Source organism: Aeromonas sp. 11P (assembly GCF_051920165.1).
In the GTDB taxonomy this organism is placed as follows: domain Bacteria; phylum Pseudomonadota; class Gammaproteobacteria; order Enterobacterales; family Aeromonadaceae; genus Aeromonas; species Aeromonas veronii.
The window spans coordinates 1252888-1278391 of record NZ_JBQBDJ010000004.1 but is presented as its reverse complement, the minus strand read 5'-3'; the positions used below and the strand labels follow the sequence as shown (position 1 = coordinate 1278391).

The following is a 25504-nucleotide window of genomic DNA, read 5'->3' as shown; positions in this document are numbered from 1 at the left end:
GATTCGCTAATCAGTACAAAAAAGCGGCCATTATCGACTCAGTTCCCAGTTTCTAGCGCTTTCGCTTCTTCCCCATCCGGCCACCGTCCGCTTCGGCTACACGGTATCAAGCGCCATCGGGTGGGGCCTGTCACACAAAAAGAAGAAAGCAATGTATGAGCAAACAACTGGACATGACCCCATTGCCGGATCTCTCCCTGAAAACGGGAACAGGCCCGGTGCGTACCCGGCTACCCGTCTGGCGGCCGGCCTTGCCACCCTGCAATCACGCCTGCCCGGCCGGAGAAAATATCCAGGCCTGGCTCTCTTTGGCGCAGGCCGGTCGTTTTGAGGCGGCCTGGCAGACCCTGATCGAAGAGAACCCTTTGCCCGCCATTCATGGCCGGGTCTGTTATCACCCCTGCGAGAGCGCTTGCAACCGCGGTCAGGTGGATGAATCCGTCTCCATCCACGCCATCGAGCGTTTCCTCGGCGACGAAGCGCTGGCCCGTGGTTGGCAGCCAGCGCCACCAGCCCCTGCCAGCGGCAAGAAGGTGCTGGTCATAGGCGCTGGTCCCTCCGGTCTCTCCTGTGCCTGGCACCTCAACCGGCTCGGCCATCAGGTGGAGATCCGCGAAGCGGGGCCGCTTGCTGGCGGCATGCTGCGCTTCGGTATTCCCGCTTACCGTCTGCCCCGCGACGTGCTGGATCGGGAGGTGGCCCGCATCGTGGCGGCCGGGGTGACCCTGACCCTCAACCACAAGGTGGAGGATGTGCTGCGCGAGCGCGATGAGGGGGGCTTTGACGCCGTCTTTATGGCCATCGGCGCCCATCTGGCCAAGCGGGTCGATATTCCGGCCCGGGAAGCAGGCAAGATCCTCGATGCGGTTAGTTTCCTAGAGCAGGCCAGTCTGGCCGAAGAGCAGGGCTTGCCGCCCCCCAAACTGGGACGGCGGGTAGCGATTTATGGGGGTGGCAATACCGCCATGGACGCGGCCCGCACCGCCCGTCGCCTTGGGGTGGAAGAGGCGATGATCATCTATCGCCGCGACCGCGACCATATGCCGGCTCACGCCTTCGAAGCCGATGAGGCCGAGGAGGAGGGGATCAAGATCAACTGGCTGCGCACCATCCGCCAGCTCGACAGTACCAATATCGAAGTGGAGGTGATGGCACTGGATGCCGAAGGCAAGCCGGTGCCCACCGGCAAGTTTGAAACCCTCGAAGCGGACTCCCTTATTCTGGCGCTCGGTCAGGAGGTGGACTTGAGCGTGCTGGAGAGCATCCCCGGCGTGCGGGTCAACAAGGAGGGGGTGGTGCAGGTTGGCGAGAACCTGATGACGGATGTGCCCGGCCTCTTTGCCGGTGGCGACATGGTGCCCTCCGAGCGCACCGTCACCATCGCCACCGGTCACGGCAAGAAGGCGGCGCGCCACATGGATGCCTGGCTGCGCGGTCGCCACTACCACAAACCGCTCTCCTACCCGCTGGTGGGGCCGGAGCAGTTGCAGCTCTGGTTCCAGACCCATGCGCCGGCCAGCAGCCAGCCGGTCAAACCGCCCTCGGCGCGGGACGACTTTGGCGAGATCATCGGCGGGCTGGATGAGGTGGCCGCCCGCTACGAGGCGGCGCGCTGCTACTCCTGCGGCAACTGCTTCGAGTGCGACGGCTGCTATGGCAGCTGCCCCGAGCAGGCCATCGCCAAGCTGGGGCCGGGCAAGGGCTATCAGGTCGATGCGGCACTTTGCACCGGCTGCGGTGCCTGCCATGACCAGTGCCCTTGTCACGCCATCGAGCTGCGCCAACCGGAGGAGTCCCAATGAAACATGAACTGATCATGGTCGATGGCAACGAAGCCGCGGCCCGGGTGGCGTACCAGCTGAGTGAAGTGTGTGCCATCTACCCCATTACCCCGAGCTCGACCATGGCCGAACTGGCCGATGCCTGGGCGGCGGAGGGGCAGACCAACCTGTGGGGCAACATCCCCACCGTGGTGGAGATGCAGAGCGAAGGGGGGGCGGCCGGCACGGTACACGGCGCCCTGCAGGCAGGGGCGCTGGCCACCACCTTCACCGCCAGTCAGGGGCTGATGCTGATGCTGCCCAACATGTACAAGATCGCCGGTGAACTGACCTCGGCGGTGTTCCATGTGGCGGCCCGCTCGCTGGCGGCGCAGGGGCTGTCGATTTTTGGCGACCATCAGGACGTGATGGCGGCGCGCAGCACCGGTTTTGCCATGCTTGCCTCCGGCTCGGTGCAGGAGGCGCAGGACCTGGCCTTGGTTGCCCACAGCGTCACCCTGCAGTGCCGGGTGCCCTTTATCCACTTCTTCGACGGGTTCCGTACCTCCCACGAGGTGAACAAGATCACCGCCCTGAATCGGGATGAAATTCGCGCCCTTATCGACAACGATTGGGTGCGCGCCCACCGTGCCCGGGCCCTCAACCCGGATCATCCGGTGATGCGTGGCACCGCCCAGAACCCGGATACCTATTTCCAGTCCCGCGAGAGCGTCAACCCCTTCTACGAAGCGGTACCGACGCGGGTGCAGCAGTGCATGGACAACCTCGGCGAGCTGACCGGTCGTCACTACCGGCTGGTGGAGTATCACGGCGCGCCCGATGCCACCGACGTCATCGTGCTGATGGGCTCGGGAGCGGCCACCGCCCGTACGACTGTGGATTGGCTCAACCGGCAGGATCGCAAGACCGGGGTACTGGTCATTCGCCTCTATCGTCCCTTCCCGGTACAGGCGCTGCTTGATGCCCTGCCCGCGAGCGTGCGGCGCATGGCGGTGCTCGATCGCACCAAGGAGCCGGGGGCAGGTGGCGAGCCGCTGCTGCTGGATGTGCAGAGCGCCCTTATCGATGGCTTGCAGCGCGGTCTTATCAAGCGGCTGCCCTGGCTCAGTGGCGGTCGCTACGGCCTCTCTTCCAAAGAGTTCACCCCCGCCATGTGCGCGGCGGTATTCGAGGAGCTGGCATCCGATGCGCCGCGCCCCCGCTTTACCGTGGGGATTGTCGATGACGTATCGGGCCTCAGTCTGGCCTGGCACCCCATCGGCGATCTGGAGCCCGCCAGCCGGGTGCGGGCGCTCTTCTTCGGCCTTGGTGCCGACGGCACGGTGGGCGCCAACAAGAACAGCATCAAGATCATCGGCGAGCTGGAGGGCTTCCACGCCCAGGGCTACTTCGTCTACGACTCCAAGAAGTCGGGCTCGCGCACCGTCTCCCACCTGCGCTTTGGCCCCGAGCCCATCGACTCCCCCTGGCTTATCGAGCAGGCGAGCTTTATCGGCTGCCACCAGTGGGGCTTTGTCGAGTCGGTAGACCTGCTGGAGCACGCCGCCGAAGGGGCGACCCTGCTGCTCAATTCCCCCTATGAGGCGGAGAAGGTGTGGGACCAGCTGCCCGAGCGGCTGCGCGCCCGCATTCGTGCCCTCAATATCCAGCTCTACTGCATCGATGGGGATCGGGTGGCCGAGCAAAACGGCATGGGCAATCGCATCAACACCATTATGCAGACCTGCTTCTTCGCGCTGGCCGGAGTCTTGCCGCGGGATGAGGCGATTGCGCTGATCAAGGAGAGCATCGAGAAGAGCTATGCCCGCAAGGGGCCCGAAGTGGTCGAGCGCAACTTCGCGGCGGTGGACGACACTCTGGCTCATCTCCATCAGGTGGCCATCCCGGCCGGTGAGGAGCAGATCAGCGACTATCCGCTGCCACTGGCACCGGGTGGCAGCGAATTTGTCCAGCGGGTCACCGGCGAGATGCTGGCGGGGCGTGGCGATCTTATTCCGGTCTCCATGCTGCCGGTGGATGGCACTTACCCCACTGCTACCAGCCGCTTCGAGAAGCGGGATATCGCCCGCGAGATCCCGATCTGGCACTCAGATATCTGTATCCAGTGCGGCAACTGCGTCTTTGTCTGCCCCCACGCGGCGCTGCGGGCCAAGTTCTACCATCAGGACTGGCTGGCGACCGCCCCCGAGGCAGCGCAGTCGGTGCCCGTCACCGCCAAGGGTTTCCCCGACAGCCGCTACACCTTGCAGCTCTATCCGGAGGATTGTACCGGTTGTGGCCAGTGCGTGCAGGCCTGTCCGGTGCGGGCCGGAGCGGATGAGAGCCATGAAGGCGAGCGGGCCATCGCCATGATGGACAAGGCCCCCCATCTGGCTGGTCAGAAGCTGGCACTGCGCTGGTTCGAGAGCCTGCCCTGGCCTGCCCGCGAGCGGGTGGATTTCTCCACGGTGCGCGGCACCCAGTTCCTCGAACCCCTGTTCGAGTTCTCCGGTGCCTGCGCCGGTTGTGGCGAGACCCCGTACCTCAAGCTGCTGACTCAGCTGTTTGGCGATCGCATGCTGGTAGCCAACGCCACCGGTTGCTCCTCCATCTACGGCGGCAACCTGCCGACCACCCCGTGGGCCAAGAACGGCGAAGGGAAGGGGCCGGCCTGGTCGAACTCCCTGTTTGAGGACAACGCCGAGTTTGGCTTTGGTTTTCGTCTCACTGCCGATCAGCATCACGGTCAGGCGGTGGCGGCCCTTGAAGCGATGAAGGGGGAGCTGGGCCCAGAGCTGGTCGATACCCTGATTAGCGCACCGCAACGGCTGGAGTCGGAGATCCGCGCCCAGCGCACCCGGGTGGCGCAAGTGCGGGAACGGCTGGAAGAGGTGAAGTCTGGCAAGGCCCGCGAGCTGCTGTCACTCATCGATCAGCTGGTGCGCCGTTCGGTCTGGATCATCGGCGGCGATGGCTGGGCCTATGACATCGGCTCAGCGGGGCTCGACCATGTGCTCGCCTCCGGACGCGATGTGAACGTGCTGGTGATGGATACCGAGGTCTACTCCAACACCGGCGGCCAGATGTCGAAATCGACTCCGCTCGGCGCCGTCGCCAAGTTCGCGGCGGGGGGCAAGACGCTGGCCAAGAAGGATGTGGCGTTGCAGGCCATCTCCTACGGCAACGTCTATGTTGCCCGCATCGCTTTTGGTGCCAACCCGCAGCAGGCGCTGCAGGCCTTGCGTGAGGCCGAGGCCTATCCGGGGCCGTCGCTTATCATCGCCTACAGCCACTGTATCGCCCACGGCATCGATATGGAGTTTGGCCTGACCCAGCAAAAACGCGCTGTGGCTTCCGGTCACTGGCCGCTGATGCGTTACAACCCGGTATTGCGCAGTGCGGGGCAGAACCCCTTCAGCCTCGACAGCCTGCGCCCCTCCATTCCCCTTGCTGAATATCGGCAGGAGGAGACCCGTTATCGGGTGCTGGCCCAGAGCCATCCGGAGGAGGCGCAGCGGCTGATGCAGGTGGCGCAAAAAGTGGCGTGGCAGAAGTGGGCCACCTACGAGGAGATGGCCACCCGCGAAGCCAGCCATTTCCATCCGCCGGTGTGAGGATAGGTGAGTGAAATATAACCAAGCGGGCCAATGGCCCGCTTTTTGTATCGGGACACTATTGGATGTCACTACTCACTATCTGATAGAAACTACAGGCGTTGTAGTGATGATTCCATGAGAATCCAAAATGATGTGTTGATATGTTAGGTAAAGCTGGGCAGGATATATGCAGCTAAAAATATGTAATTATATGGGCGTATTATATTTTTATGTCCACGCATACATTCTATTTTAGGGGCCGATTATGAGTTTAAAGAAGAATGAGATGATGGTTTGTGTTCATACAATCGAGACTCCGATCGGGGATTCATTCACTGTCCCCACTCCAGACATGAGGTCAAATAAGCCAATCGGAATACATGGTGAAGAAGATGGTAAAACTGCTTTCTTTCAAAAAATAATTAAAGCAAAGATGGGGGGTAATGATATTTCAGTTGCAATTCCCAATGAAATATCACTTTCACTAAATATATCAATGAAGTCGTTATCCGTTGCTGAACAGAAACATGAAGAAATTAAAAGTCGCGCTAGCACAAACGATACAATTTTTGATGCAGATGTAAGAATTGCTTATGATTTTTTAGAAGAAATACAGAAAGCGATAATTTTCAGTTATAAAGCGGTAGAGTCTTTCTGTAACGCAAGTATTCCTGACACTTACACGTACAAAAAAACTACAAGTAAGGGTATTGTAGAACATTATGGCAAAGAGCAAATAGATCGTTGGGTAAGTACATCTGAAAAAATATCAAAAATAATTCCGGATGTTCTAAAGTGCAATTCTCCAACAGAGAAAAAATTTTGGGGTGACTTTAAAAATCTCGAAAGAGTAAGAAATGAAATAATTCATAGTAAATCAAGTAACAGTGCAGAGATACTTGTAGAGTTATTTTCTAGTAAGATACATAAATATATAGAGTCTAGTTTACTCCTCTTGGAGTATTTTATTGAGTTAGATCCTTGCAATCCTATATTTCCACTTGGGTTTGGGAAGTCTCAGATTAGGGTTATGTCAATTAAAAACCCTGATGAATATTTGCGCAAAATAAAAGAGTAGTATGAATGTTTTTATGAGGTGACATTTTGCTCGTTTTGTTAATGTTTTCCTCCAACTTGCCCTTATAAGTCAGGGGCATCGTGATAGATAGGGGAGTTAGGAATATATGAGCTTCGATATTACGTTCAAATGGGAATGGAGATACCTCTATCTTGGCGGTATTCGCCTATCCATCGGTTGTTGAGGTGTTGGCCAAGGCTTCCTTTTCCTACCAAGGCAGGTAAGCTGCGGGGCAAATAGCGTCAAGCAGGAGAAGCGACGATGACAGAGCAACATTTCGCCGGGACGATCGGCATTCTGGGGGCGGGGTGGCTGGGGCTGCCGCTGGCGCGAGCCCTGTTGGCGGCTGGCAAGCAGGTGGCGGTGACGGTCAGCAGCGCCGAAAAAGCGGCCCGTCTGCAGGGGGAGGGGATCAACGCCCATCCGCTGACCATCTCTGCCAACATGGGCTCTGCCGAGATGCCCGTCGCTGATCAAAAAGCGCCGTGGCCCATCCCCTGCGAATCTCTGGTTATCTGCGTACCGCCCAGCAAGACCGATGACTATCCGCAGGCGGTGGCAAAGGCCTGCGCGCTTGCCAAAGTGAGCGGCACCCGACGGGTGCTGTTTGTCAGCGCCACCTCGGTATGGGGGGCGGGTCAAGAAGAGGGTGAGCAGCCCAAACCGCGTCATGCCCGTGGCGAGCGGATGCTGGCGGCGGAGCACGCGGTGCTGGCGGCCGGTTTCGAGACGGTGATGATAGTGCGCCCTTCCGGCCTTTATGGCCCGGATCGCCATCCCGGCCGTTTCCTCGCGGGCAAGACCCTGGATGGCGGCGCCCAGTCGGTCAATCTGGTCCATCTGGACGATGTGGTGGCGGCTTGCATGCTGCTGCTGGAGCGGGGCAAGGACGGGGATGTTTTCAACCTGAGCGCACCGGTGCATCCGCGCCGCGAGCAGTTCTACCCCTTTGCAGCCCGCCAGCAGGGGCTGCCAGTTCCGGTCTTTATCGAGCCTGCTGGTGAATTTCAGCCCATCGACGGCCAGCTGATTTGTCAGCAGATGGGATTCAACTATCGCTGGCCCGATCCGGCCCACTGGTTTGCCGAGCTCGCCGCCTCGGGCAATTGAGGTTTGCCAAGGGGGTGATCGCCCCCTATCATGCCGCCATCCATGAGAGAGAGGCGGTAATGATGGTAGATACAAAACGTCACCCCGATGGGGAGTTGTTGCTGAGAACCCTGGCAATGCCAGCCGATACCAACCCCAATGGCGACATCTTTGGTGGCTGGATCATGTCCCAGATGGATATAGGTGGGGGCATTATGGCCAAGGAGCTGGCAAAAGGACGTATTTGTACCGTATCCGTCGAAGGCATGACCTTTCACAGTCCGGTCAAGGTGGGCGATGTGGTCTGCTGCTACGGCCGCTGCATGAAGATCGGCCGCAGCTCCATGAAGCTCAAGCTGGAGGTGTGGGTCAAGCCGGTACTGCGGGAAAACGATGCCCAGCGTTACTGTGTGACCGAGGGGATCTTCACCTATGTCGCCATCGACGAACAGGGCAAATCCCGCCCGGTTCCGGTGAGTGCCTGATTAAATCAGCCGGGCATTGATGATGGATATTTCCTGCTCAAGCCCGGTTTTTTGCCGTATCATGCGTTCCAGCATCTCTTCCGAGCCCACATATTGCAGGGTGTCGAACAGGCAGAGATCGCATTGAGGGTCCCGTCTTATCTGATAGACGGTGGACAGCTCCACTTGATGACAATTTCCTTGTTGATCATAAAACGTCACGTTGTACCGAAGTTCTTTCGCCATGAGACAAGGTCCTTCTGGTTGGGTGGAACAGGGACTATCAGCTTAGTCGGCGTGGATGACGTTTGTGATGGTCGCAACAAAAAGCAAAGGCGGGCGGTTGTTAGCCAATGAAAAATAGTTATCGCATTCTTGGCACCTCCCTGCTGACCCTGGGGTTGGTAGGCTGTTTTGAGGTGCCGGATCAGAACCATCTGGTCACAGCTCAAGGGATTGTGCCGGGACTCGACTGCCAGCGTCCGCCGCTGGTAGCGTTGGCGACCACGGCGCTGCCCCGTGAATTCGGGGTGACGGTGTGGAATCTCTACAAGGGCCAGCGCAAAAACTGGCGTGAAGGGATGGACAGTTATGCCAAGGGGCAGGATCTGGTGCTGCTGCAAGAGTCGGCCACCCGTCCCGATATGCTCGACTGGCTGCGCGCCGGTGATTTCCAGTGGCAACAGCTGCAAGCTTTCACCCAGGGCGGCGTCTCGTTCGGGGTGATGACAGTGGCCAAGACCCCGCAGACGTTCGTCTGTGGTGTGCGCTCTCCCGAGCCCTTGCTGCGCATCCCCAAATCCGGGCTGGTTAGCCTCTATCCGCTGCAGGGCGATCCTGACGGCGTCATGGTCATCAATATCCATGCGGTCAATTTCGAGCTGGGGATGGCTACCTTCCGCGAGCAGCTCAACGATTTGACTGCGCTGGTGCGCCGCCATCAGGGGCCGGTGATCCTGGCCGGGGATTTCAACACCTGGAGCGACAAACGTCAGTTCTGGTTAAGCAAACTGGTGGACGAGCTGGGCCTGCAGGAGGCCGTGCCGGTGCCTGACTTGCGCCGAACCGCCTTCGGTCGCCCGCTGGATCACCTCTACTACCGCAATCTGGACCTGGTTGAGGTGAGTTCACCGGCGACCGACAGTTCGGATCACAACCCCATCATTGCGCGCTTTTCCGCCCAGTCTGTGACTCCCTGATCGGGGATGATGTGTGCGTGTTGCCCATAAAAAAATCCGGCGCCTGATGGCGCCGGATTTTTTATACGCTATGGCGGTCAACCCGCTCGGGATGACCCGCAGGCATTACTGGTAGAGACCCAGATTCGCTTTGGCGTAGGCTTCGAAATCGGTGCAGCCACCGATGTGCTGCTCGTCCAGGAAGATCTGCGGCACGGTATTGACCGGCTTGCCGGCGCTCTTGGCCAGATCTTCTTTGGTGATCCCTTCGGCGTGGATATCCACATAGCGGAATTTGAAGTCATCGCGCTGTTCGGTCAGCTGCTCGGCGATCTGTACGGCACGGACACAGTAGGGGCAACCCGGGCGACCAAAAATCACTGCAAACATATTTTCTCTCCGTTTTTTAAGCCGTTTTTGTATGGCCGTTGATATGAGGCAGGCAACAGCATAGCCCTGCCTCGTGGCGACTTGAAGCCGAAATTATCGATACCCTGATTCGAGTGGGCCTATTGGCTCAGCTCTCATCGGCGATCTGGATCGGCTGCTGCTGATAGATGCTCTCCAGCACCCCCTTCTCGAATACGGTCCAGGGCCACGGCGCCTTGCTGGCACGGTAGCGCTCATGGGTGGCCGGATCTTGGGACAGGCCGCGCTGGAACATCACGAACGCCTTGCGCTGACCGCTCGCGGTATCGATAAAGCCCACCAGATTGGAGGTGCCGGTGATGGTACCTGTCTTGGCATGGACCTTGTTCTTCATCATGGGGGCGGTGACGCTGCGGCGCCACGCCAGGGTGCCATCCACCTGAGAGCTTGGCAGCAGCTTGATCAGGCCAAGTTCGGCATCATTTTTCTGGATGAAGTTCAGCACCGACATCATCTGACGGGCGCTGATGAGATTGTGAGCGGAGAGACCGGAGCCGTCAGCCAGGGTGGCGTTGCCCAGATCGATCCCGTTCTTGGTCAGGATGGCGCGCACCGCCATGGTGCCGCTGCGATAGCTGCCCGGCTTGTTGTAGTAGTGACGGCCCACGGTTTTGAGGAAGGTATCGGCGTAGAGGTTGTCCGATTTCTTCAGCATCTTGGCGAGCATTACCGGCAGGGAGACCGAATAGTGGGTGCCAAGGGTTTCTGCCCCTTCAGGGGCCTTGTGGGTGACCCGCAGCAGGCCATCATGCTTGATGCCGGCGCGGTTCATCGCCCAGCGGATGTTGTCCCAGCCCCATGCTTCCACGTCGTGAATGGCGAAACGCAGTCCCTGCGGCTCCTTGTTCGGGGTGATGCAGCCCTTGAGCTCGTAGAAGTTGCCCTTGGCCATGTCCACTTCCAGTGCGCAGAACTGGCGCGCCATGTCGCCATAGCTCATCACCTCCACGTTGTCGGCACCGATGCCGATGGGGACGCCGGTGGCCACGTTGCCCACCGCCGGTTTGCCAATCTGGGTGGCAGTGATGGTGCCGTAGGCGCAGTTCTTGTCGATGATGACCGAGGAGACGGGCGCTGCGAAGCAGAGGGTCTGATCCCCCCACGACCAGCCGTTGCCGCGCTCGTAGCCGTTGTAGGCGCCGGTGTTGACGTAGACATTGCCCTTGATGCTGGTGACGCCGAGCTGCTTGAACAGCGCCAGCAGATCCATGCGGGAGAGGGTGGGGTCGCCGACGAAGTTGATCCAGATATCGCCGTTGATGGTGTCACCCTGTTTGGCTCCGGGTTGGGCCTGAATGTCGGTGGCGAAGCGGAAATCTGCACCCAGCTCGAGGCGGGCCGCCAGCGCGGTGAGCACCTTCATGGTGGAGGCGGGGGCGATCATCTGATCCGCATGGCGGGCGAACTCGGCGCCGTTATTGCCCTGCACCATGATGGCGTACTGGCCACCCTGAGGGGGCGTCAGCGGGGCGGCATGAGCTGCCAGAGAAGAAAAGAGAGCACAAAAACCAATCAACAGCCGCTGCATAACATCCTCTAACGTGACGAAGGGCCCGGCAGTGGTGCCGACCCTGATAATTCAACCTGCCGATGCGGGATCGACGGGATAACGCAATTCATGCCATGTATGCCGGTCGCCATCATGTCATCGAGTTGGCGGTACGATAGCGACCCTCATAATCAAAAATTTTCTCTTTTATCTGCCAGAAGCGACCCGATTTGCGGGCGATGACAAAATCCGGATGACGGAACTGGCTTTGCGCGGCCAGCACGCTCGCCAGGGTGGCAAATTCGGGCTCCAGCCCCGGTGCGGGCCAATGATGACGCACAAAGTGCTGTTGAAACAAGCGCCGTGCGCCCGGGGAGTGAAATCCGAAGTATTCACTGAGGGTCAATCCATCCTCATCGTGGTAGGTCACCTCCAGCCGCTCCCCCTGTTTGCCGCGCCCTGCGGTGAGGGTTAGCCCCGCACAGCGGATCACCATGCAATCCTTGAGATTGAGCGCCTCTTTGATCTTGTCGTCAGGGTCGACCAGCAGCTGATCGCAGCTCTGGCAGCGGCGGGCGGCGATGTCATTCTCCGCACCGCAGCCGTGGCAGATCTTGGCGCGAAAGCGGTAGTCGCACTCTTCGCGGTTGCCCTCGTCATCTTCAAACAGCCCCTGACAGCGGCGGCCGTAGTGCTCGATCACCTTGCCATCCTCGTCGGTCTTGCCCCAGAAGGTGTTGGCAAAGCCGCAGGCGGGGCAGGGCACCTGCACCGGCTCGGTACCGGCGTGGGGGCGAGGTTCCCCCACTTCGGGGGCAAACAGGTTGAAGTTGTTGCCGGCGTAGTCGAGCACCAGACAATCCTCCTTGCCCGGCGAGAGACGCAAGCCCCGCCCGACGATCTGCTGATAGAGCGACACCGACTCGGTGGGGCGCAGCATCACGATCAGATCGACATGGGGGGCATCGAAGCCGGTGGTGAGCACCGCCACGTTGACCAGAAACTTGAGCTCCCGCGCCTTGAAGGCGCTGATAAGGGCATCGCGCTCCGGCCCCGGCGTTTCGCCGGTGATAAGTGCTGCCTGCTGGCCCCTGGCGCCAAGCAGGCCGTGAATTTCACGGGCGTGTTCGACGGTGGCGGCGAAGATCATCACCCCCTGCCGGTCGGCGGCATACTCCAGCACCTGGCTCAGGATATGGGGGGTGACCCGCTGCTGGCGTTTGAGCTCGCCGTTGAGATCCGCCTCGCTGAACAGGCCGTTCTCCCGCGGTACCAGCTTGCTGAAGTCGTAGTGGACTATGGGGGCATCCACCATGCGCGGCGGCGTCAGGTAGCCGTTTTTGACCATAAAACGCAGCGGCAGTTCGAACACGCAGTCGCCGAACAGTCGCTCGCCGTGGCTCTTGACCATGCCGTGGTAGTGGCGCCGGTAGATCCAGCCCAGCCCCAGCCGATAGGGGGTGGCGGTGAGACCGAGGATCTTGAGGGCCGGGTTAGCGGCCTTGAGATGGTCGATCACCTGATGGTACTGGCTGTCGTCATCGAGCGAGACCCGATGGCACTCGTCGATGATCAGCAGCGAAAACGCTCCGTCGAAGGCATCCAGATTGCGGGCGACCGACTGCACCGAGCCGAACACCACCTGGGCGCTTGCCTCCTTGCGATCCAGCCCGGCGGCGAAGATATCGGCCTTGAGCCCCCACGCCTCGTACTTGGCATGGTTCTGCTCCACCAGCTCCTTGACGTGGGCCAGCACCAGCACCCGACCGCGTGCCTTGCGGGCCAGTTCGGCGATCACCAGACTCTTGCCAGCCCCGGTGGGCAGCACAACCACGGCGGGATCCGGGTGTTTGCGAAAGTGGCTGATAACGGCGTTGACGGCGTCGGTCTGGTAGGGTCTGAGAACGAACATGAGGGCGTGGCGTTTGGGCATGGTGCGGCGCAGGGTGGCGCCATTATAGGGTGCTTGCCGCCACAAAAACAGCGGGCCGGCATGATGCCGGCCCGCAGGGAGAGATGGTGCTGATTAATGGAAGGGGAAGATGTAGTTCATCCAGCTTGCCATGCGCAGCAGTATCTTGCGCATCACTGAGACATGGTGGAAGTAGTGGGTGTAGACAGCGGCCTGACCGCTGGAGCCTGCAATCACCTGATACTTGGCCCACTCGGGGTCAGTGATGGAGATGACTACCGGCAGACGACCCGGACGCACTGCGGTGGTCTGATCCAGCAGTCCCAGGTTGGCCTGCACGTTACCGGCGGCAATAGCCGGAATCACGGCCGTCACCTTGCCTTTGAAGATCTTGCCGGGCACGCCATCGATCACCACTTCCGCCTCGTCGCCAACGGCCAGACGCTGCATGCTGTTCTGCCAGAACCAGCCCACATAGGCGGTATCGTTCTGGTGGATGAAGGTCATCACCGGACGGTACATGAAGGGGGTGGCTATCATGCCGGGGCGCAGGGCCAGCTGCACCACATGGCCATCACTCGGGGCATAGACTACGGTTTGGGCCAGCTGATACTTGGCTTCCAGCAGCTGTGCTTGCAGATCGTTCAGGGTGGCTTTCTGCTGGTCAATCTGGGCCACGATATCGTCTACGTTGGCCTGGCTGACATCCAGATCCCGCTGTTTGCCAACATTGCGTTGCATCAGCTCTTTGGCGCGATCACGATCCAGTTTGGCGGAACGCAGTCGCGCCTCGATGGACTTGAGGTGCTCGCGGTTGGATTCGACCCGTGCGGTCAGGCTCTCCACTTTCAGGCGAAACGGCTCGTCATCGATGCGAAACAGCACATCTCCTTTTTTCACCGGCTGATTGGCCTGCACCGGCACCTCGACCACCCGGCCCTTGACCAGCGGTACGATGGGGGTGGAGACGTAGTAGTTACGCGCCATCTCGGAGTAGGGGTGGTTGTAGTTCATCAGCATGATCAGGGTGCCGATGAGCACCACGCCACCCAGTGCTGCGGTGGGGACGGTCCACTTGTTGAGCGGGATGCGGAAGATTTTGAATACGGCCACACACAGTGCCGTATAAGTCAGGATCAGTAGCAGGTCCATGGTTTATCCCTGTTGCTCACTCTGTTCGATAGTGTTGATACGGCTCTTCAGATCCGCCAACTCCTGCTTGAGGGTCGCCAGCTCCTCTTCATCTTTTTGCAGCCGCTGACTAAAGCCCCAGCCGCGATCGGGGCGATAGAGGGTGGCCCAGATCCAGAGGAAGGGCCACAGCACATGCAGGGTAAACAGGCTGACCCAACCTGCCACGTGAATGGCATCCTGATGAGGGTGATTGCGATGTTTGGCAATCTCGTAAGGAATATCGTGGATCACGATGACTCCATAAAAAATGACCAGCCCGACAAAGATGAGCAGGCCAAGAGCAAAATAATCAAGGGCCATTTATAACCTCCACTGGCATGAAGCACAGCTTAATCATTGGTTCCAACAAGCGCTAAAGCAATTAAGAATCACACATTTATCGTCAGTTCGCCCGGAATCTTAAAGCTATTCGCTGTATTGAAGCTGAAGCGCTTCAACAGTTGTCTTATTAGTGTTTTTGTCATTAAAAAAGGCGCCATCAGGCGCCTTTTTGTACTGCATTTGGCAACATTTTTTGCCGTCTTACCCTTCACTGGCACTGCTGACCAGTGGCTGGCGGAACTTCATCAGGAAGGCCACAGTAATGGCCGCCGTTGCAGTCAGGCCGATGATGGTGGAGGTCCCCATCTCCAGTCCGAACCCGATGGGGGCGTTGGCCAGATAGGTGATCACGACAGCAGTCATGAACATGGCGGGAATGGTACAGATCCAGTGCAGCTTGCCCTCTTTGATGAGGTACGCAGCCGCAGCCCACAGCATGATGACGGCGGTGGTCTGGTTGGCCCAGCCGAAGTAGCGCCAGATCACTCCGAATTCAGCCTTGGAGATGATGAAACCAAGGATAAACATGGGGATGGCGATGAGCAGACGCTTCATCAACGGCTTCTGGGTCATCTTCAGGAAGTCCGCCACGATCAGGCGAGCACTGCGAAACGCGGTGTCACCGGAGGTGATGGGCAGGATCACCACGCCGAGGATCGCCAGAATGCCGCCCACGGTGCCGAGCAGGCTGGTGGAGACTTCGTGTACCACGGCTGCCGGGCCGCCGTTGGCCATGGTGGCGTTGAGTGCTTCGGTGCTGTCGTAGAAGGAGAGACCCAGGGTGCACCAGATAAGAGCGATGATCCCTTCACCGATCATTGCGCCGTAGAAGATGAAGCGGCCGGATTTTTCGTTCTGCATGCAGCGCGCCATCAGCGGTGACTGGGTGGCGTGGAAGCCTGATACCGCGCCACAGGCGATGGTGATGAAGAGCAGCGGCCAGAGCGGCAGTTCGGTCGGGTGCAGGTTGGAGAAGTCCATCCCGGTGTTGTAGAAGCCTTTGCCGGAGACGATCAGGCCAATGATGAGGCCGACCGACATGAACACCAGCAGGGCGCCGAAGATGGGGTAGAAGCGGCCGATGATCTTGTCGATGGGGACTATGGTCGCGAGGATATAGTAGGCAAAAATCGCCACGATCCAGTAGACCAGATCGGTGGATGTGAGGTTGGCGAGCAGCCCTGCCGGGCTCAGCACGAACACCACGCCCACCAGCATCAGCAGCACTACGGCAAACAGGTTCATGAAGTGTTTGGCGGCGGTGCCCAGATGCTCACCCACCACGGTTGGCACCGAGGCCCCCTTGGCGCGTACCGACAGCATGCCGGAGAAATAGTCATGTACCGCACCGGCGAAGATACAGCCAAAGACGATCCAGAGCATGGCGACCGGGCCGTAGAGGGCTCCCAGGATGGGGCCGAAGATGGGGCCGACGCCAGCGATGTTGAGCAGTTGAACCAGATAGACTTTCTTGTCCGACATGGGGACATAGTCCACCCCGTCAGCCATGGTGATGGCGGGGGTTTTCAGCTGAGGGTTAGGGCCAAATATCCGCTCGATGAATTTGCCGTATATGAAGTAGCCGGCCACAAGCAAGCCGACACAGAGGAAGAACCAGATCATTGCTACGCTCCTGCATTGTTATTTTTTAGTGTGCAGAGCGAGTCTAAAACGGTTGCGCCTGTCTGGCAGGTGAAACTCCCCGAGCGGCGCTTTGGCGCGCCGAGCGGTCGGCGGCTGTGATCCGGCGCACACTCCGCGGTTCAGTCCAGCCCCAACTGATCTTTGAGCTCCTTGAGATAGCGACGACTAACCGGCACCCGGGCGCCGCTCGGGGTGACAATCTCTGCCAGCTGGTTATCCAGCAGCCGGATCTCGAAGATGGCGTTGGGGGAGACCAGATACTGGCGGTGGCAGCGCAGCAGCGGGCTCTTTTCTTCCAGCGATTTGAGGGTGAGCTGGGTGTGGAACAGCTCCCCCTGACAGGCCACATGGACCCCGCCCAGATCGGAGAAGGCATACTCCACCTGCGCGATGGGCAGCAGCCGAACCCGATTGTGCAGATAGCCCGGAATATGTTCGATAGTCGGGGCCAGCCGATCTATGGGCTGAGGGGAGATATCCTGCTTGAGGCGAGCGAGGGTCTTGGCGAGCCGGGCGGGCTCCACCGGTTTGAGCAGGTAGTCGAAGGCGTTCTCTTCAAAGGCCTGAATGGCATATTCGTCAAAGGCGGTGACAAAGACGATGCGGGGCAGGGGGTCGAGCATGGCGACCAGCTCCATGCCGCTCAGCTTGGGCATCTGGATATCGAGGAACACCACGTCAGGCTTGAGGCGCTGAATAAGCGGCAGCGCCTCGATGGCGTTGACCGCTTCCCCCACGATCTCGATGGCAGGATCGCAGGCCAGCTGCTGCCTCAGCTCTTCGCGGGCGTAGTGTTCGTCATCGACTATCAGGGTGCGGATCATGATTGCTCCTTGGGGATGGTGAACGAGACCCGGGTCCACTGCTCAGGCTCGCAGGCAATAGTCACGCCATAGCGCTCGCCAAAGGCGCTTTTCAGTCGCCGATCGACAATGGTCATGCCCAGGCCGTCGCCAGCGGGGTGCGCTTGCCAGGTGCCTGCATTATCTTCCACATGGATGGTGACGCTGGTGGGATGCTCATCGGTATAAAGGCGAATGCGCCCCTGCTCCAGCAGGGTCGAGATGCCGTGCTTGATGGCATTCTCGATCAGCGGTTGCAGGGTGAAGCTGGGCAGTCGCAGTGTGGCCAGATGGGGCGGGATCTCGTTTATCACCGTCAGCCGATCGCCAAAGCGGGCCAGCTCGATCTCCAGATAGGATTGGCAGTGCTCCTGCTCTTCCTGCAGGGTCGCAAGGCCGCTCTGGCGCTTGAGGTTCTTGCGAAAGAACAGCGACAGATGCAGCAGCAGATCCCGCGCCTTGTCCGGATCGCGCCGGGTGATGGCACTGATGGTGTTGAGGGTGTTGAACAGAAAGTGGGGGTTGATCTGGGCCTGGATCAGCTTGAGTTCGGACTGCACCAGCAGCCGCTGATGCTGCTCCAGCCGACCGGCCAGCAACTGCTGTGACAGCAGGTTGGCAATCCCTTCCCCCAGGGTGTGGTTGATCTTGAGAAACAGCCGCTTCTTCGGCTCGTAGAGCTTGATGGTGCCGATCACCCCCTTGTCCCCCTGCAGCGGGATCACCAGCACCGAGCCCAGCTGGCATGCGGGGGAGAGGCTGCAGCGGTAGGGCTGGCTGTTGCCATCGGCAAACAGCACCTTGTTCTGGGCAATGGCCTGCATGGTGATGGCTGACGCAATGGGGGTACCCGGCAGATGGTGATCTTCGCCGGTGCCGATAAAGGCGAGGATCTGCTCGGTGTCCGTGATGGCGACCGCCCCCACGCCGGTCTCCTCCTGAATGATGCGGGCAATCTTGTTGCTCGCCTCCGGGGTAAAGCCCTGACTCATGATCCCCACTGTGCGGTTGGCGATATTGAGCGCCTTGGCGGAGAAGACCCGAGAGAACTTCTCATACATCCGCTGCTGGTCGCGGATCATGCTGATAAAGAGCGCCGCGCCGCAGGAGTTGGCCAGAATCATCGGGGTGGCGATGGTGCGCACCAGCAGCAGGGATTTGTCGAATGGGGTCGCCACCAGCAGGATGATCACCATCTGCATGATCTCGGCGTAGAGGGTAGTGAAGAAGGCGATGCGTGGTTCGAACAGGGCATCCGTTCGCCCCGAGCGCATCAGTCGCCAGTGCACTATGCCCCCGAGCAGCCCTTCACAGGTGGTGGAGATGGCACAGGCGAGATCGGTAAATCCCCCAAGCGTATAGCGGTGCAGACCGCCGGTCAGCCCCACCAGAAAGCCCACCAGCGGCCCCCCCAATAATCCTCCCAAGACGGCGCCGACTGCCCGGGTGTTTGCGATGGCATCGTCGATATCGAGGCCCACATAGGTGCCGAGGATACAAAAGCTGGAAAAGATGATGTATATCAGTATCTTGTGAGGTAGTCTCACGGAATAGTTGGCAAGCGGGCGCAGCAGCGGGCTTTTCGAGAAGAGATAGGCGATCACCAGGCTGACGCTCATCTGTTGCAGCAAGGAGAGGACCAACTGCATAAAAAACGCTCCTCATAAGCCAGCTGAAAAAATAGCCAGCCCGTGAATAAGTGTGATCAGGATCTTGTTCTGTTGGCCCAACTGGGTGCAACGGGCCGTCAGTTTGCCAGAACAAGTGGATAAAACCATATTAAATCAGCATGTTAAATTGATATTTGTGTAAGCGGCAGTGGGTTGATATTGATGGATGGAGCATGAATGTATCCGCTGGATACGCCACACGGAGGTGGCATGCTCCGCCCAGCCCCTTGGCTGGGCGTTTTTTATACATGGTCAGTTGGCAACCTTCTGATGGGGGTTTGAGCAATTATTCCGGTTTGTCCAATGAGTTATCCCCAGCTTCTGGGGATAACTCAGAATGCAAAGTAGTAGCAGAAGCGGCGGGTCAGGTTGAAGAACTGCCGTTGTCCCTCATCGAGCTCTTCCTGTTTGATAAAAGCAGTGATGGTACGTTCATCTTCCCGCAGATCGATCATGGCGACCGCTTCCGGCCGCTGGGCCTTGATATAGGGCAGGATCTTCGGCTTGAGGGGCATGGTGGGTTCGGTGGAGAGCACCAGCGCAATGCTCTCGTCGGAGAGTTTTACCAGTGAACCCGGCGGATAGACCCCCAGAACCTTGACCAGCAACTTGACCAGATTCTGGTCGAACTTTTTCTGGGATAACTTGTAGAGCTGGCTGATGGCCTGACTCGGCGCGGCCGGGTTGCCGCTGTTGCGGGGATGGAGCAGCTCGTCGTAGAAGTCGACCAGCCCGATCAACCGCGCCAGCGGCGGGATCTCCCCGCCCTTGATCCCGAGCGGATAACCGCTGCCATCGAGCCGCTCGTGATGCAGATGGGCGACCTGACGGATTTTCGGTTCAAAGGCGTTGAGCTGGGTCAGCATCTCCAGCCCGTACTGGGGATGCATATTGAGGAAGTTCTGCTCGGCCTTGCTGAGATCCCCGCGCTTCTGGGTGATCTGGCTCGGGATTTTCAGTTCACCGATATCGTGGATAAGTCCCGCAAGCCCGGCCTCCTCCAGTTCGATGGGATTCATCCCCAATTCGCGTGCCATCAGCATGGCAATGAAAGCCACGTTGAGGCTGTGTTGTAGCAGGATATCGGTGTGGGGGCTGCGAATAAGGTGGAGCCCGAGAGGCCCTTCATGCTGACTGAGGGTGAAGGCGGCATTGCGGACGATCTGGGCGGTGTTGGCCAGTCCCTCATCCGGTTTGAGGTTGAGCGCCCCGAGTGCATCGCGCAGCTCGCTCATGGATTGGCCAAAGGCTTTGTCGGCGGCGCGCATGGAGCGGCGAAAGGCCTTTTCGTCAAAGGGGGGCGGGCCCGAGGCAATCAGCTCTTCCAGCTCGTCAAGGTCAGGCCCTGCATCCGGGATATCGCCGCGCAGCAGCGGCTCGATGGGCAGATCGCTCTTGTCGGGGTCTACCATCAGCAGGGTGAGATCAAGATGACGAAGAATGTCGAGTTGCTGCTGATCCTTGATCTTGAAGGTATTGAACATAAACGGGTGGTTAGTCCATCCCGTGGGGAGATGGATATAGTGGCCTACTCTCAATTGCTCTATCGAGGCTTGGATCAGTGCCATCGGTTAACCTGCATTTCGTGAATGCCTACTCAACAAGCTAGCAAAATCCGATGGATAGACAACTAAAAATCCATTTCGGGGCCACGGAGCACCCCGTGCTGTGATGGGGCGCACGAGCGCCGTGCTTCTCCTCTTAATTCGCGCTTAAGTTTTACTTCCTACGCTGGCCCCGTCGTTTTTGTTGGCTTGGCCGGCCCGCTGCGCTGCAGGCCGGTATGTAGGAGTTGTTTATGCGTGTAACCCTCGGTGTACTGCAGACCAATCTGTTACTGGTGCTCTTTTTCGCCCTGGTACTGAACTGGCCAATCTTTTTGCATTTCTATACGGTGCTCAGCGCCCTGACCCATGTCAAAGCCGGATTTGCCATCTCGATCCCGCTGGTGCTGATCGCGGCGCTCAATGCCGTGTTTATTCCCTTCACGTTCCGGTTTGTGCTCAAGCCCTTTTTTACCGTGCTCATTCTGACTGGCTCCATCGTCAGCTACGCCATGCTCAAATACGGCGTCATCTTTGATGCAGGCATGATCCAGAACATAGTGGAGACCAACAGTAGTGAGGCGGGGGCCTATTTGAATGGTTCGGTTGCGCTCTGGTTTCTGCTGACCGGGCTGCTGCCTGTTCTGGTGCTCTGGTCACTGCGGATCCGCTATCCGGCTCGCTGGTATCAGGGGTTGGCGTTGCGGGCTGGTGCACTGGCTATCTCTCTGCTGTTTCTCGGGGGCGTCGCGTCACTTTACTATCAGGATTACGCCTCGGTCGGGCGCAACAACAAGTCGCTGGCCAAAGAGATTGTGCCCGCCAACTATGTGCACGGCCTCTACAAATATGGGCGGGATGTGCTGTTTGCCACGCCGATCCCCTACCAGCATTTGGGGACCGATGCCAGGGTGGTGGCACGGGGAAGCAAGCCGACTTTGATGTTCCTGGTGGTGGGGGAGACGGCGCGCAGCCAGAACTACTCCCTTAACGGGTATGGCAAGGCGACCAACAGCTTTACGGCAAAAGAGCAGGGAGTGGTGTCGTTCAGGAATGTGCGCTCTTGCGGCACGGCCACCGCCGTCTCGGTGCCCTGTATGTTCTCCAACCTCACGCGCCGCGGCTACGATGACCAGCTTGCCAGCTCCCGTGACGGCCTGCTCGATGTGCTGCAACATGCCGGAGTCTCGGTATTGTGGAAAGAGAACGATGGCGGCTGCAAAGGGGTGTGCCGTAATGTGCCGACCATCGAGATCCTTCCCAAATCCTATCCGGCGCTCTGTCAGGGGGAGTCCTGCTATGACGAGGTGCTGCTGGAGGGGCTGGATCAGCAGATTGCCGGCATGAAGGGCAACAAGCTGGTGGCCTTTCACCTGATGGGCAGCCATGGCCCGACCTATTTCCGTCGTTACCCTGCCAGCGAGCGCGTCTTTATGCCGGACTGCCCGCGCAGCGACATCGAAAACTGCAGCAACGAAGAGCTGGTCAACACCTATGACAACACCATCCGCTACACCGACAAGGTGGTGGGGCTGTTGATAGACAAGCTCAAGTCGCTGGAGAGCCAGTACGATGTGGGACTGGTTTATCTCTCCGATCACGGCGAATCCCTCGGGGCTATGGGGCTCTATCTGCACGGCACGCCCTATAAGTTTGCGCCGGATGATCAGACCCGGGTGCCGCTGCTGACCTGGTTCTCGCCCCAGTTGCAGGCCGATCGCCAGCTTGATATGGGTTGCCTGGCAGCGGAGGCGAGCAGTCAGCGCTTCTCCCACGATAACCTGTTCCACTCCATGCTGGGGATCATGGATGTGCAGACGAGTGTTTACGACAACAAGCTGGATCTGTTCAAGCCATGCCGGGCGGGCTAAACCGCCAGCAAGCACACAAAAGAAAACGGCAGCCACTGGCTGCCGTTTTGTTATCTCGCAAGATCAGAGCCTTACTTCTGCTCCATGATGATCTGCAGCAGATCCCCCTCCAGCAGGGCACGCTTGACCAGCGCAAAGCCGCCATAGGTCGGCTGGTTCTGGAAGCGCGCTTTCACGATGGGCAGGCCACGGTGGAAGCTCGGCAGGGACTGGTGCTCAACGCAGCGGCGGATAGCCGGGAAGAGGATCTCTTCGGCTGCGGTGATTTCGCCGGCGATCAGCACCTTTTGCGGGTTGAACAGGTTGACCGTGATGGCTACCGCCCGTCCCAGATGCTCACCGACGTTCTCGATGACGCTGCGAGCCAGTTCGTCGCCCGCCAGTGCCGCTTTGCACACCTCCTGAATGGTGATGTGCTTCTCCTGCAGCGAGCTCTGGTGGCCGCGGCTGATAAGCTCCTTCACCTTGTCGATGATCGCTTCGTTGGAGGCGATGGTCTCGAGGCAGCCAAAGTTGCCGCAGTGGCAGCGTTTGCCGAGTGGCTCGACCTGGATATGGCCGATCTCGCCGACGTTGCGGTTCTGGCCGAGGAACACCTGACCCTTGGTGATGATCCCGGAGCCTGTGCCCTGGTGGACGCTCACCAGAATGGAGTCCATGCAGTCGCGGGACTCGCCGAAGAAGTGTTCGGCCAGCGCCAGCGAGCGGGTGTCGTTGCCCACGTAGCAGGGGAGGTTAAAGTGGTTCTCAAGCAGCTTGGCCAGTCCCAGATTGCGGATCTGGTACTTGGGGGTATAGATGACCATGCCGGATTCCGGATTGACCAGACCTGGCATGGTGAGGGCGATGCTGATGAGATTGCGGCTGCGCTCGGCGTTGGCGTCGATGAAGGCGCCAATTTCCCGCAGCAGCATGTCGACCACGGGCTGCTGGTCGATCTCGGTCACCTGAATGACGTGCTGGTCGAGCTCCTTGCCGTCGAGATCATAGAGACTCAGCTGCAGGTAGCCACGGCCCAGCTTGGCGGAGACAAACTGAAAGCGATGCTTGATGGTGGTCAGCGAGATGGCTCGCCGCCCGCCGGTGGAGGCTTGCGGAGAGGTCTCCTTGATCAGGCCATGCTCGATCAGTTGCCGGGTTATCTTGGTCACGCTGGCCGGGGCCAGCTGACTCAACTCGGCAATTTTGACCCGCGAGATGGGGCCTTGCAGGTCGATGAGCCGATATACGGCTGCACTGTTGACCTGCTTGATAAGATCTACGTTTGCTATTTGTCCGCCAGTCATGATGTCACTGTTGTGTGTAGTGTCCGTTAACCACGGTCCCACGGACCGTGAAGTCCTGATCGAAGACAGTGAGGTTGGCTACTTTACCGACCTGGATACTACCGAGACGTGAGTCCCATCCAATGGCGCGCGCGGGATAGAGGCTGGCCATTCTCAGTGCTTCATCGAGCGGTAATCCGACCTGCTTGACCAGATTTTCCACCCCCTCAATCATGGTGAGGGAGGAACCGCCGAGTGTACCATTCTCGTCGACACACTGACCATCGCGTAAAAAGACGGTGGTGCCACAAAAATCAAATTTCTCAAAGCCTTCCGGTGCACCGGCTGCCGCGGTGGCATCGGTGACCAGCACCAGTCGCTCCCCCAGCGCCTTGTGAGCCAGACGCACGTTGGCCCAGTGCACATGGTGGCCATCGACGATGATGCCCGCATAGACATCTTTGCGATCGTAGATGGCGCCCACGACGCCCGGCTCGCGACCGTTGAGGGTCGGAGTCATGGCGTTGTAGAGGTGGGTCGCAAAGCGAATACCGTTATCGAACCCGGCCATGGCCTGATCGTAACTGGCGGCAGTGTGACCGGCAGAGACCAGGATCCCAGCTTCCACCAGACGGCGGATATGGGCCGGCTCGTTGCGCTCTGGAGCCAGGGTGATTTTGGTGATGGCATCCGCGTTGGCGCAGAAGAAGTCGATCATTTCGTCCGCTGGCTGGCGAATTTGCGCGGCAGGGTGGATCCCCTTGCGCTTGAGGTTGGTGTAAGGCCCTTCCAGATGGACGCCCAGCACCTCGTTGGGGTTGGCAGCCATGTAGTCACGGGTCACCGCAACGGCCTGCTTCATATCCGCATCCGGACTGGTGATCAGGGTCGGCAGGAAGCTGGTGGTACCGGATTTGAGGTTGGCCGCCTGCATGGTTGCCAGGGTCTCGACCGTGATCTCGGTGTTGAACATCACCCCGCCACAGCCGTTGAGCTGCACATCGATAAAACCGGCGGTCAGGTTGGCGCCTTTGAGGTCAATCTGCTCGATGCCCGCAGGCAGTTCGGCGAGGTGAGAGATGGCGACAATCTTGTCGCCCTCGATAAGCACCCCGTAGCCGGTCAGCACGCAGCTGCCGGTGTAGAGGGTGCAGTTGGTCAATGCGTACATGACGACTCCTTACAGACGGCCGATGTTGGCGGCTTCCAGCTGCTGGAAGTAGCGAACGGTCTTGACCTTGAGCTCCATGGTGGAGGGCTCGTCGCACACCATCATTCCCTTCGGATGCAGTTGCAGGGTGGAGATGGTCCACATGTGGTTGACGCTGCCTTCTACGGCGGCCTGCAGGGCCAGTGCCTTGCCGTGACCGGTGACCAGGATCATGATCTCTTCCGCATCCATCAGGGTGCCGACACCCACGGTCAGGGCCAGTTTGGGCACCTGCTCCATGTCGCCACCGAAGAAGCGGGAGTTGGCGATACGGGTGTCTTCGGTCAGGGTCTTGACCCGGGTGCGGGAGGAGAGGGAAGAGGCCGGCTCGTTGAATGCGATGTGGCCGTCGTTACCCACGCCACCCATGAACAGGTGGATCTTGCCGTAGGACTTGATTTTGTCTTCGTAGCGCTTGCACTCGGCCACCAGATCCTCGGCATTGCCGTTGAGGATGTTGATGTTCTCGGGACGAATGTCGATGTGGCTGAAGAAGTTGTTGTGCATGAAGCTGTGGTAGCTCTCCGGGTGATCTTCCGGCAGGCCGACGTACTCGTCCATGTTGAAGGTGACCACGTTCTGGAAGCTCACTTCACCGGCTTTGTGCAACTCGATCAGGCGCTTGTAGGTGTTGAGCGGGGTGCCACCGGTGGGCAGGCCCAGTACGAAAGGGCGATCGCTGGTCGGCTTGAACGCGTTGATGCGGTCAACGATGTAACGAGCAGACCACAGGCCTACTTGGCTGGCAGATTTCAACGGGATCAGGCGCATATGGGATACCTCTGTGTCGGGTTGCGACCGGTTTGGCGGTGGCAATTGGCTAAGACGGATTCAAGTTGTTTTATAGCGTAAATAAAGATTGCGAACTAAGCCACATCTATCCACCACCTTTATCTTGTTTGGGTGATAAAGATCACGATTATCGGTTTATTAATTTGCGCAGCGAAA

General features: G+C 59.2%; 20 protein-coding genes. 7 read left to right on the top strand and 13 right to left on the bottom strand.

The window, feature by feature from the left end; all coding sequences use genetic code 11:
- Nucleotides 1-155: 155 nt before the first annotated feature.
- From ACTG1P_RS05870 to yciA, 5 genes are all read left to right on the top strand, one after another.
- The gene (locus ACTG1P_RS05870) at nt 156-1802 is read left to right on the top strand and encodes an NAD(P)-binding protein (RefSeq protein ID WP_440000736.1); all 1647 of its coding nucleotides are present in this window, start codon (nt 156-158) and stop codon (nt 1800-1802) included.
- Complete coding sequence (gene nifJ / locus ACTG1P_RS05865; RefSeq protein ID WP_440000735.1) at nt 1799-5374, top strand: pyruvate:ferredoxin (flavodoxin) oxidoreductase; 3576 nt, start codon at nt 1799-1801, stop codon at nt 5372-5374. The genes ACTG1P_RS05870 and nifJ overlap by 4 nt, the downstream gene beginning before the upstream one ends.
- Before the next feature lie 247 nt (nt 5375-5621).
- A complete protein-coding gene (locus ACTG1P_RS05860) occupies nt 5622-6434 on the top strand; it encodes a hypothetical protein (RefSeq protein WP_440000734.1) in 813 nt (270 codons plus the stop codon).
- A gap of 261 nt (nt 6435-6695) precedes the next feature.
- Nucleotides 6696-7544 (top strand): NAD-dependent epimerase/dehydratase family protein, encoded by an 849-nt coding sequence (locus ACTG1P_RS05855; protein WP_440000733.1) that lies wholly within the window; start codon nt 6696-6698, stop codon nt 7542-7544.
- Between the two features lie 59 nt (nt 7545-7603).
- Nucleotides 7604-8008, top strand: a complete 405-nt coding sequence (yciA, locus tag ACTG1P_RS05850; protein ID WP_005337875.1) for an acyl-CoA thioester hydrolase YciA — start codon at nt 7604-7606, stop codon at nt 8006-8008.
- Here the strand turns inward: yciA and ACTG1P_RS05845 are convergent, their stop codons facing one another.
- Complete coding sequence (locus tag ACTG1P_RS05845; protein ID WP_005344394.1) at nt 8009-8233, bottom strand: hypothetical protein; 225 nt, start codon at nt 8231-8233, stop codon at nt 8009-8011.
- Nucleotides 8234-8340: 107 nt separating this feature from the next.
- Between ACTG1P_RS05845 and ACTG1P_RS05840 the strand changes: the two genes are divergently transcribed.
- Nucleotides 8341-9186 (top strand): endonuclease/exonuclease/phosphatase family protein, encoded by an 846-nt coding sequence (locus tag ACTG1P_RS05840; RefSeq protein ID WP_440000732.1) that lies wholly within the window; start codon nt 8341-8343, stop codon nt 9184-9186.
- A 105-nt stretch (nt 9187-9291) separates the two neighbouring features.
- Here ACTG1P_RS05840 and ACTG1P_RS05835 read toward each other — a convergent pair whose 3' ends face one another.
- The 9 genes from ACTG1P_RS05835 to ACTG1P_RS05795 form a co-directional block, all read right to left on the bottom strand.
- On the bottom strand, nt 9292-9588 hold the full coding sequence (locus ACTG1P_RS05835; RefSeq protein WP_224970215.1) for a GrxA family glutaredoxin: 297 nt from the start codon (nt 9586-9588) through the stop codon (nt 9292-9294).
- Between the two features lie 94 nt (nt 9589-9682).
- Nucleotides 9683-11122, bottom strand: coding sequence for a D-alanyl-D-alanine carboxypeptidase/D-alanyl-D-alanine endopeptidase (gene dacB, locus ACTG1P_RS05830; protein WP_440000731.1), 1440 nt, complete (start codon nt 11120-11122; stop codon nt 9683-9685).
- Between the two features lie 112 nt (nt 11123-11234).
- Nucleotides 11235-12995, bottom strand: a complete 1761-nt coding sequence (locus ACTG1P_RS05825; protein ID WP_440000730.1) for a DEAD/DEAH box helicase — start codon at nt 12993-12995, stop codon at nt 11235-11237.
- Nucleotides 12996-13109: 114 nt separating this feature from the next.
- Nucleotides 13110-14147 carry an HlyD family secretion protein gene (locus ACTG1P_RS05820; protein ID WP_069554715.1) on the bottom strand — a complete coding sequence of 346 codons (1038 nt, stop codon included), beginning with the start codon at nt 14145-14147 and terminating at the stop codon, nt 13110-13112.
- Between the two features lie 3 nt (nt 14148-14150).
- Nucleotides 14151-14489: a DUF3302 domain-containing protein gene (locus tag ACTG1P_RS05815; RefSeq protein WP_069554714.1), complete on the bottom strand. Its 339-nt coding sequence runs from the start codon at nt 14487-14489 to the stop codon at nt 14151-14153.
- 222 nt (nt 14490-14711) lie between these two features.
- Nucleotides 14712-16133, bottom strand: a complete 1422-nt coding sequence (locus tag ACTG1P_RS05810; protein WP_440000729.1) for a carbon starvation CstA family protein — start codon at nt 16131-16133, stop codon at nt 14712-14714.
- Nucleotides 16134-16273: 140 nt separating this feature from the next.
- On the bottom strand, nt 16274-16978 hold the full coding sequence (gene btsR, locus ACTG1P_RS05805; protein ID WP_440000728.1) for a two-component system response regulator BtsR: 705 nt from the start codon (nt 16976-16978) through the stop codon (nt 16274-16276).
- A complete protein-coding gene (locus ACTG1P_RS05800; RefSeq protein WP_440000727.1) occupies nt 16975-18645 on the bottom strand; it encodes a LytS/YhcK type 5TM receptor domain-containing protein in 1671 nt (556 codons plus the stop codon). Before ACTG1P_RS05800 ends, btsR begins: the two co-directional genes overlap by 4 nt.
- Before the next feature lie 353 nt (nt 18646-18998).
- Entirely contained in the window at nt 18999-20234 is a 1236-nt protein-coding gene (locus ACTG1P_RS05795) for an HD-GYP domain-containing protein (RefSeq protein WP_201981213.1), read from the bottom strand.
- Nucleotides 20235-20464: 230 nt separating this feature from the next.
- Here ACTG1P_RS05795 and ACTG1P_RS05790 point away from each other — a divergent pair, with 230 nt between their 5' ends.
- A complete protein-coding gene (locus ACTG1P_RS05790) occupies nt 20465-22081 on the top strand; it encodes a phosphoethanolamine transferase (RefSeq protein WP_440000726.1) in 1617 nt (538 codons plus the stop codon).
- A gap of 71 nt (nt 22082-22152) precedes the next feature.
- Here ACTG1P_RS05790 and nagC read toward each other — a convergent pair whose 3' ends face one another.
- From nagC to nagB, 3 genes are read right to left on the bottom strand one after another with little or no spacing between them, the layout of a single operon-like run.
- Nucleotides 22153-23367 (bottom strand): DNA-binding transcriptional regulator NagC, encoded by a 1215-nt coding sequence (gene nagC / locus ACTG1P_RS05785; RefSeq protein ID WP_033113459.1) that lies wholly within the window; start codon nt 23365-23367, stop codon nt 22153-22155.
- A gap of 4 nt (nt 23368-23371) precedes the next feature.
- Complete coding sequence (nagA, locus tag ACTG1P_RS05780) at nt 23372-24517, bottom strand: N-acetylglucosamine-6-phosphate deacetylase (RefSeq protein ID WP_127006834.1); 1146 nt, start codon at nt 24515-24517, stop codon at nt 23372-23374.
- Nucleotides 24518-24526: 9 nt separating this feature from the next.
- The gene (gene nagB, locus ACTG1P_RS05775; RefSeq protein ID WP_005334308.1) at nt 24527-25327 is read right to left on the bottom strand and encodes a glucosamine-6-phosphate deaminase; all 801 of its coding nucleotides are present in this window, start codon (nt 25325-25327) and stop codon (nt 24527-24529) included.
- Between the last annotated feature and the right edge of the window lie 177 nt (nt 25328-25504).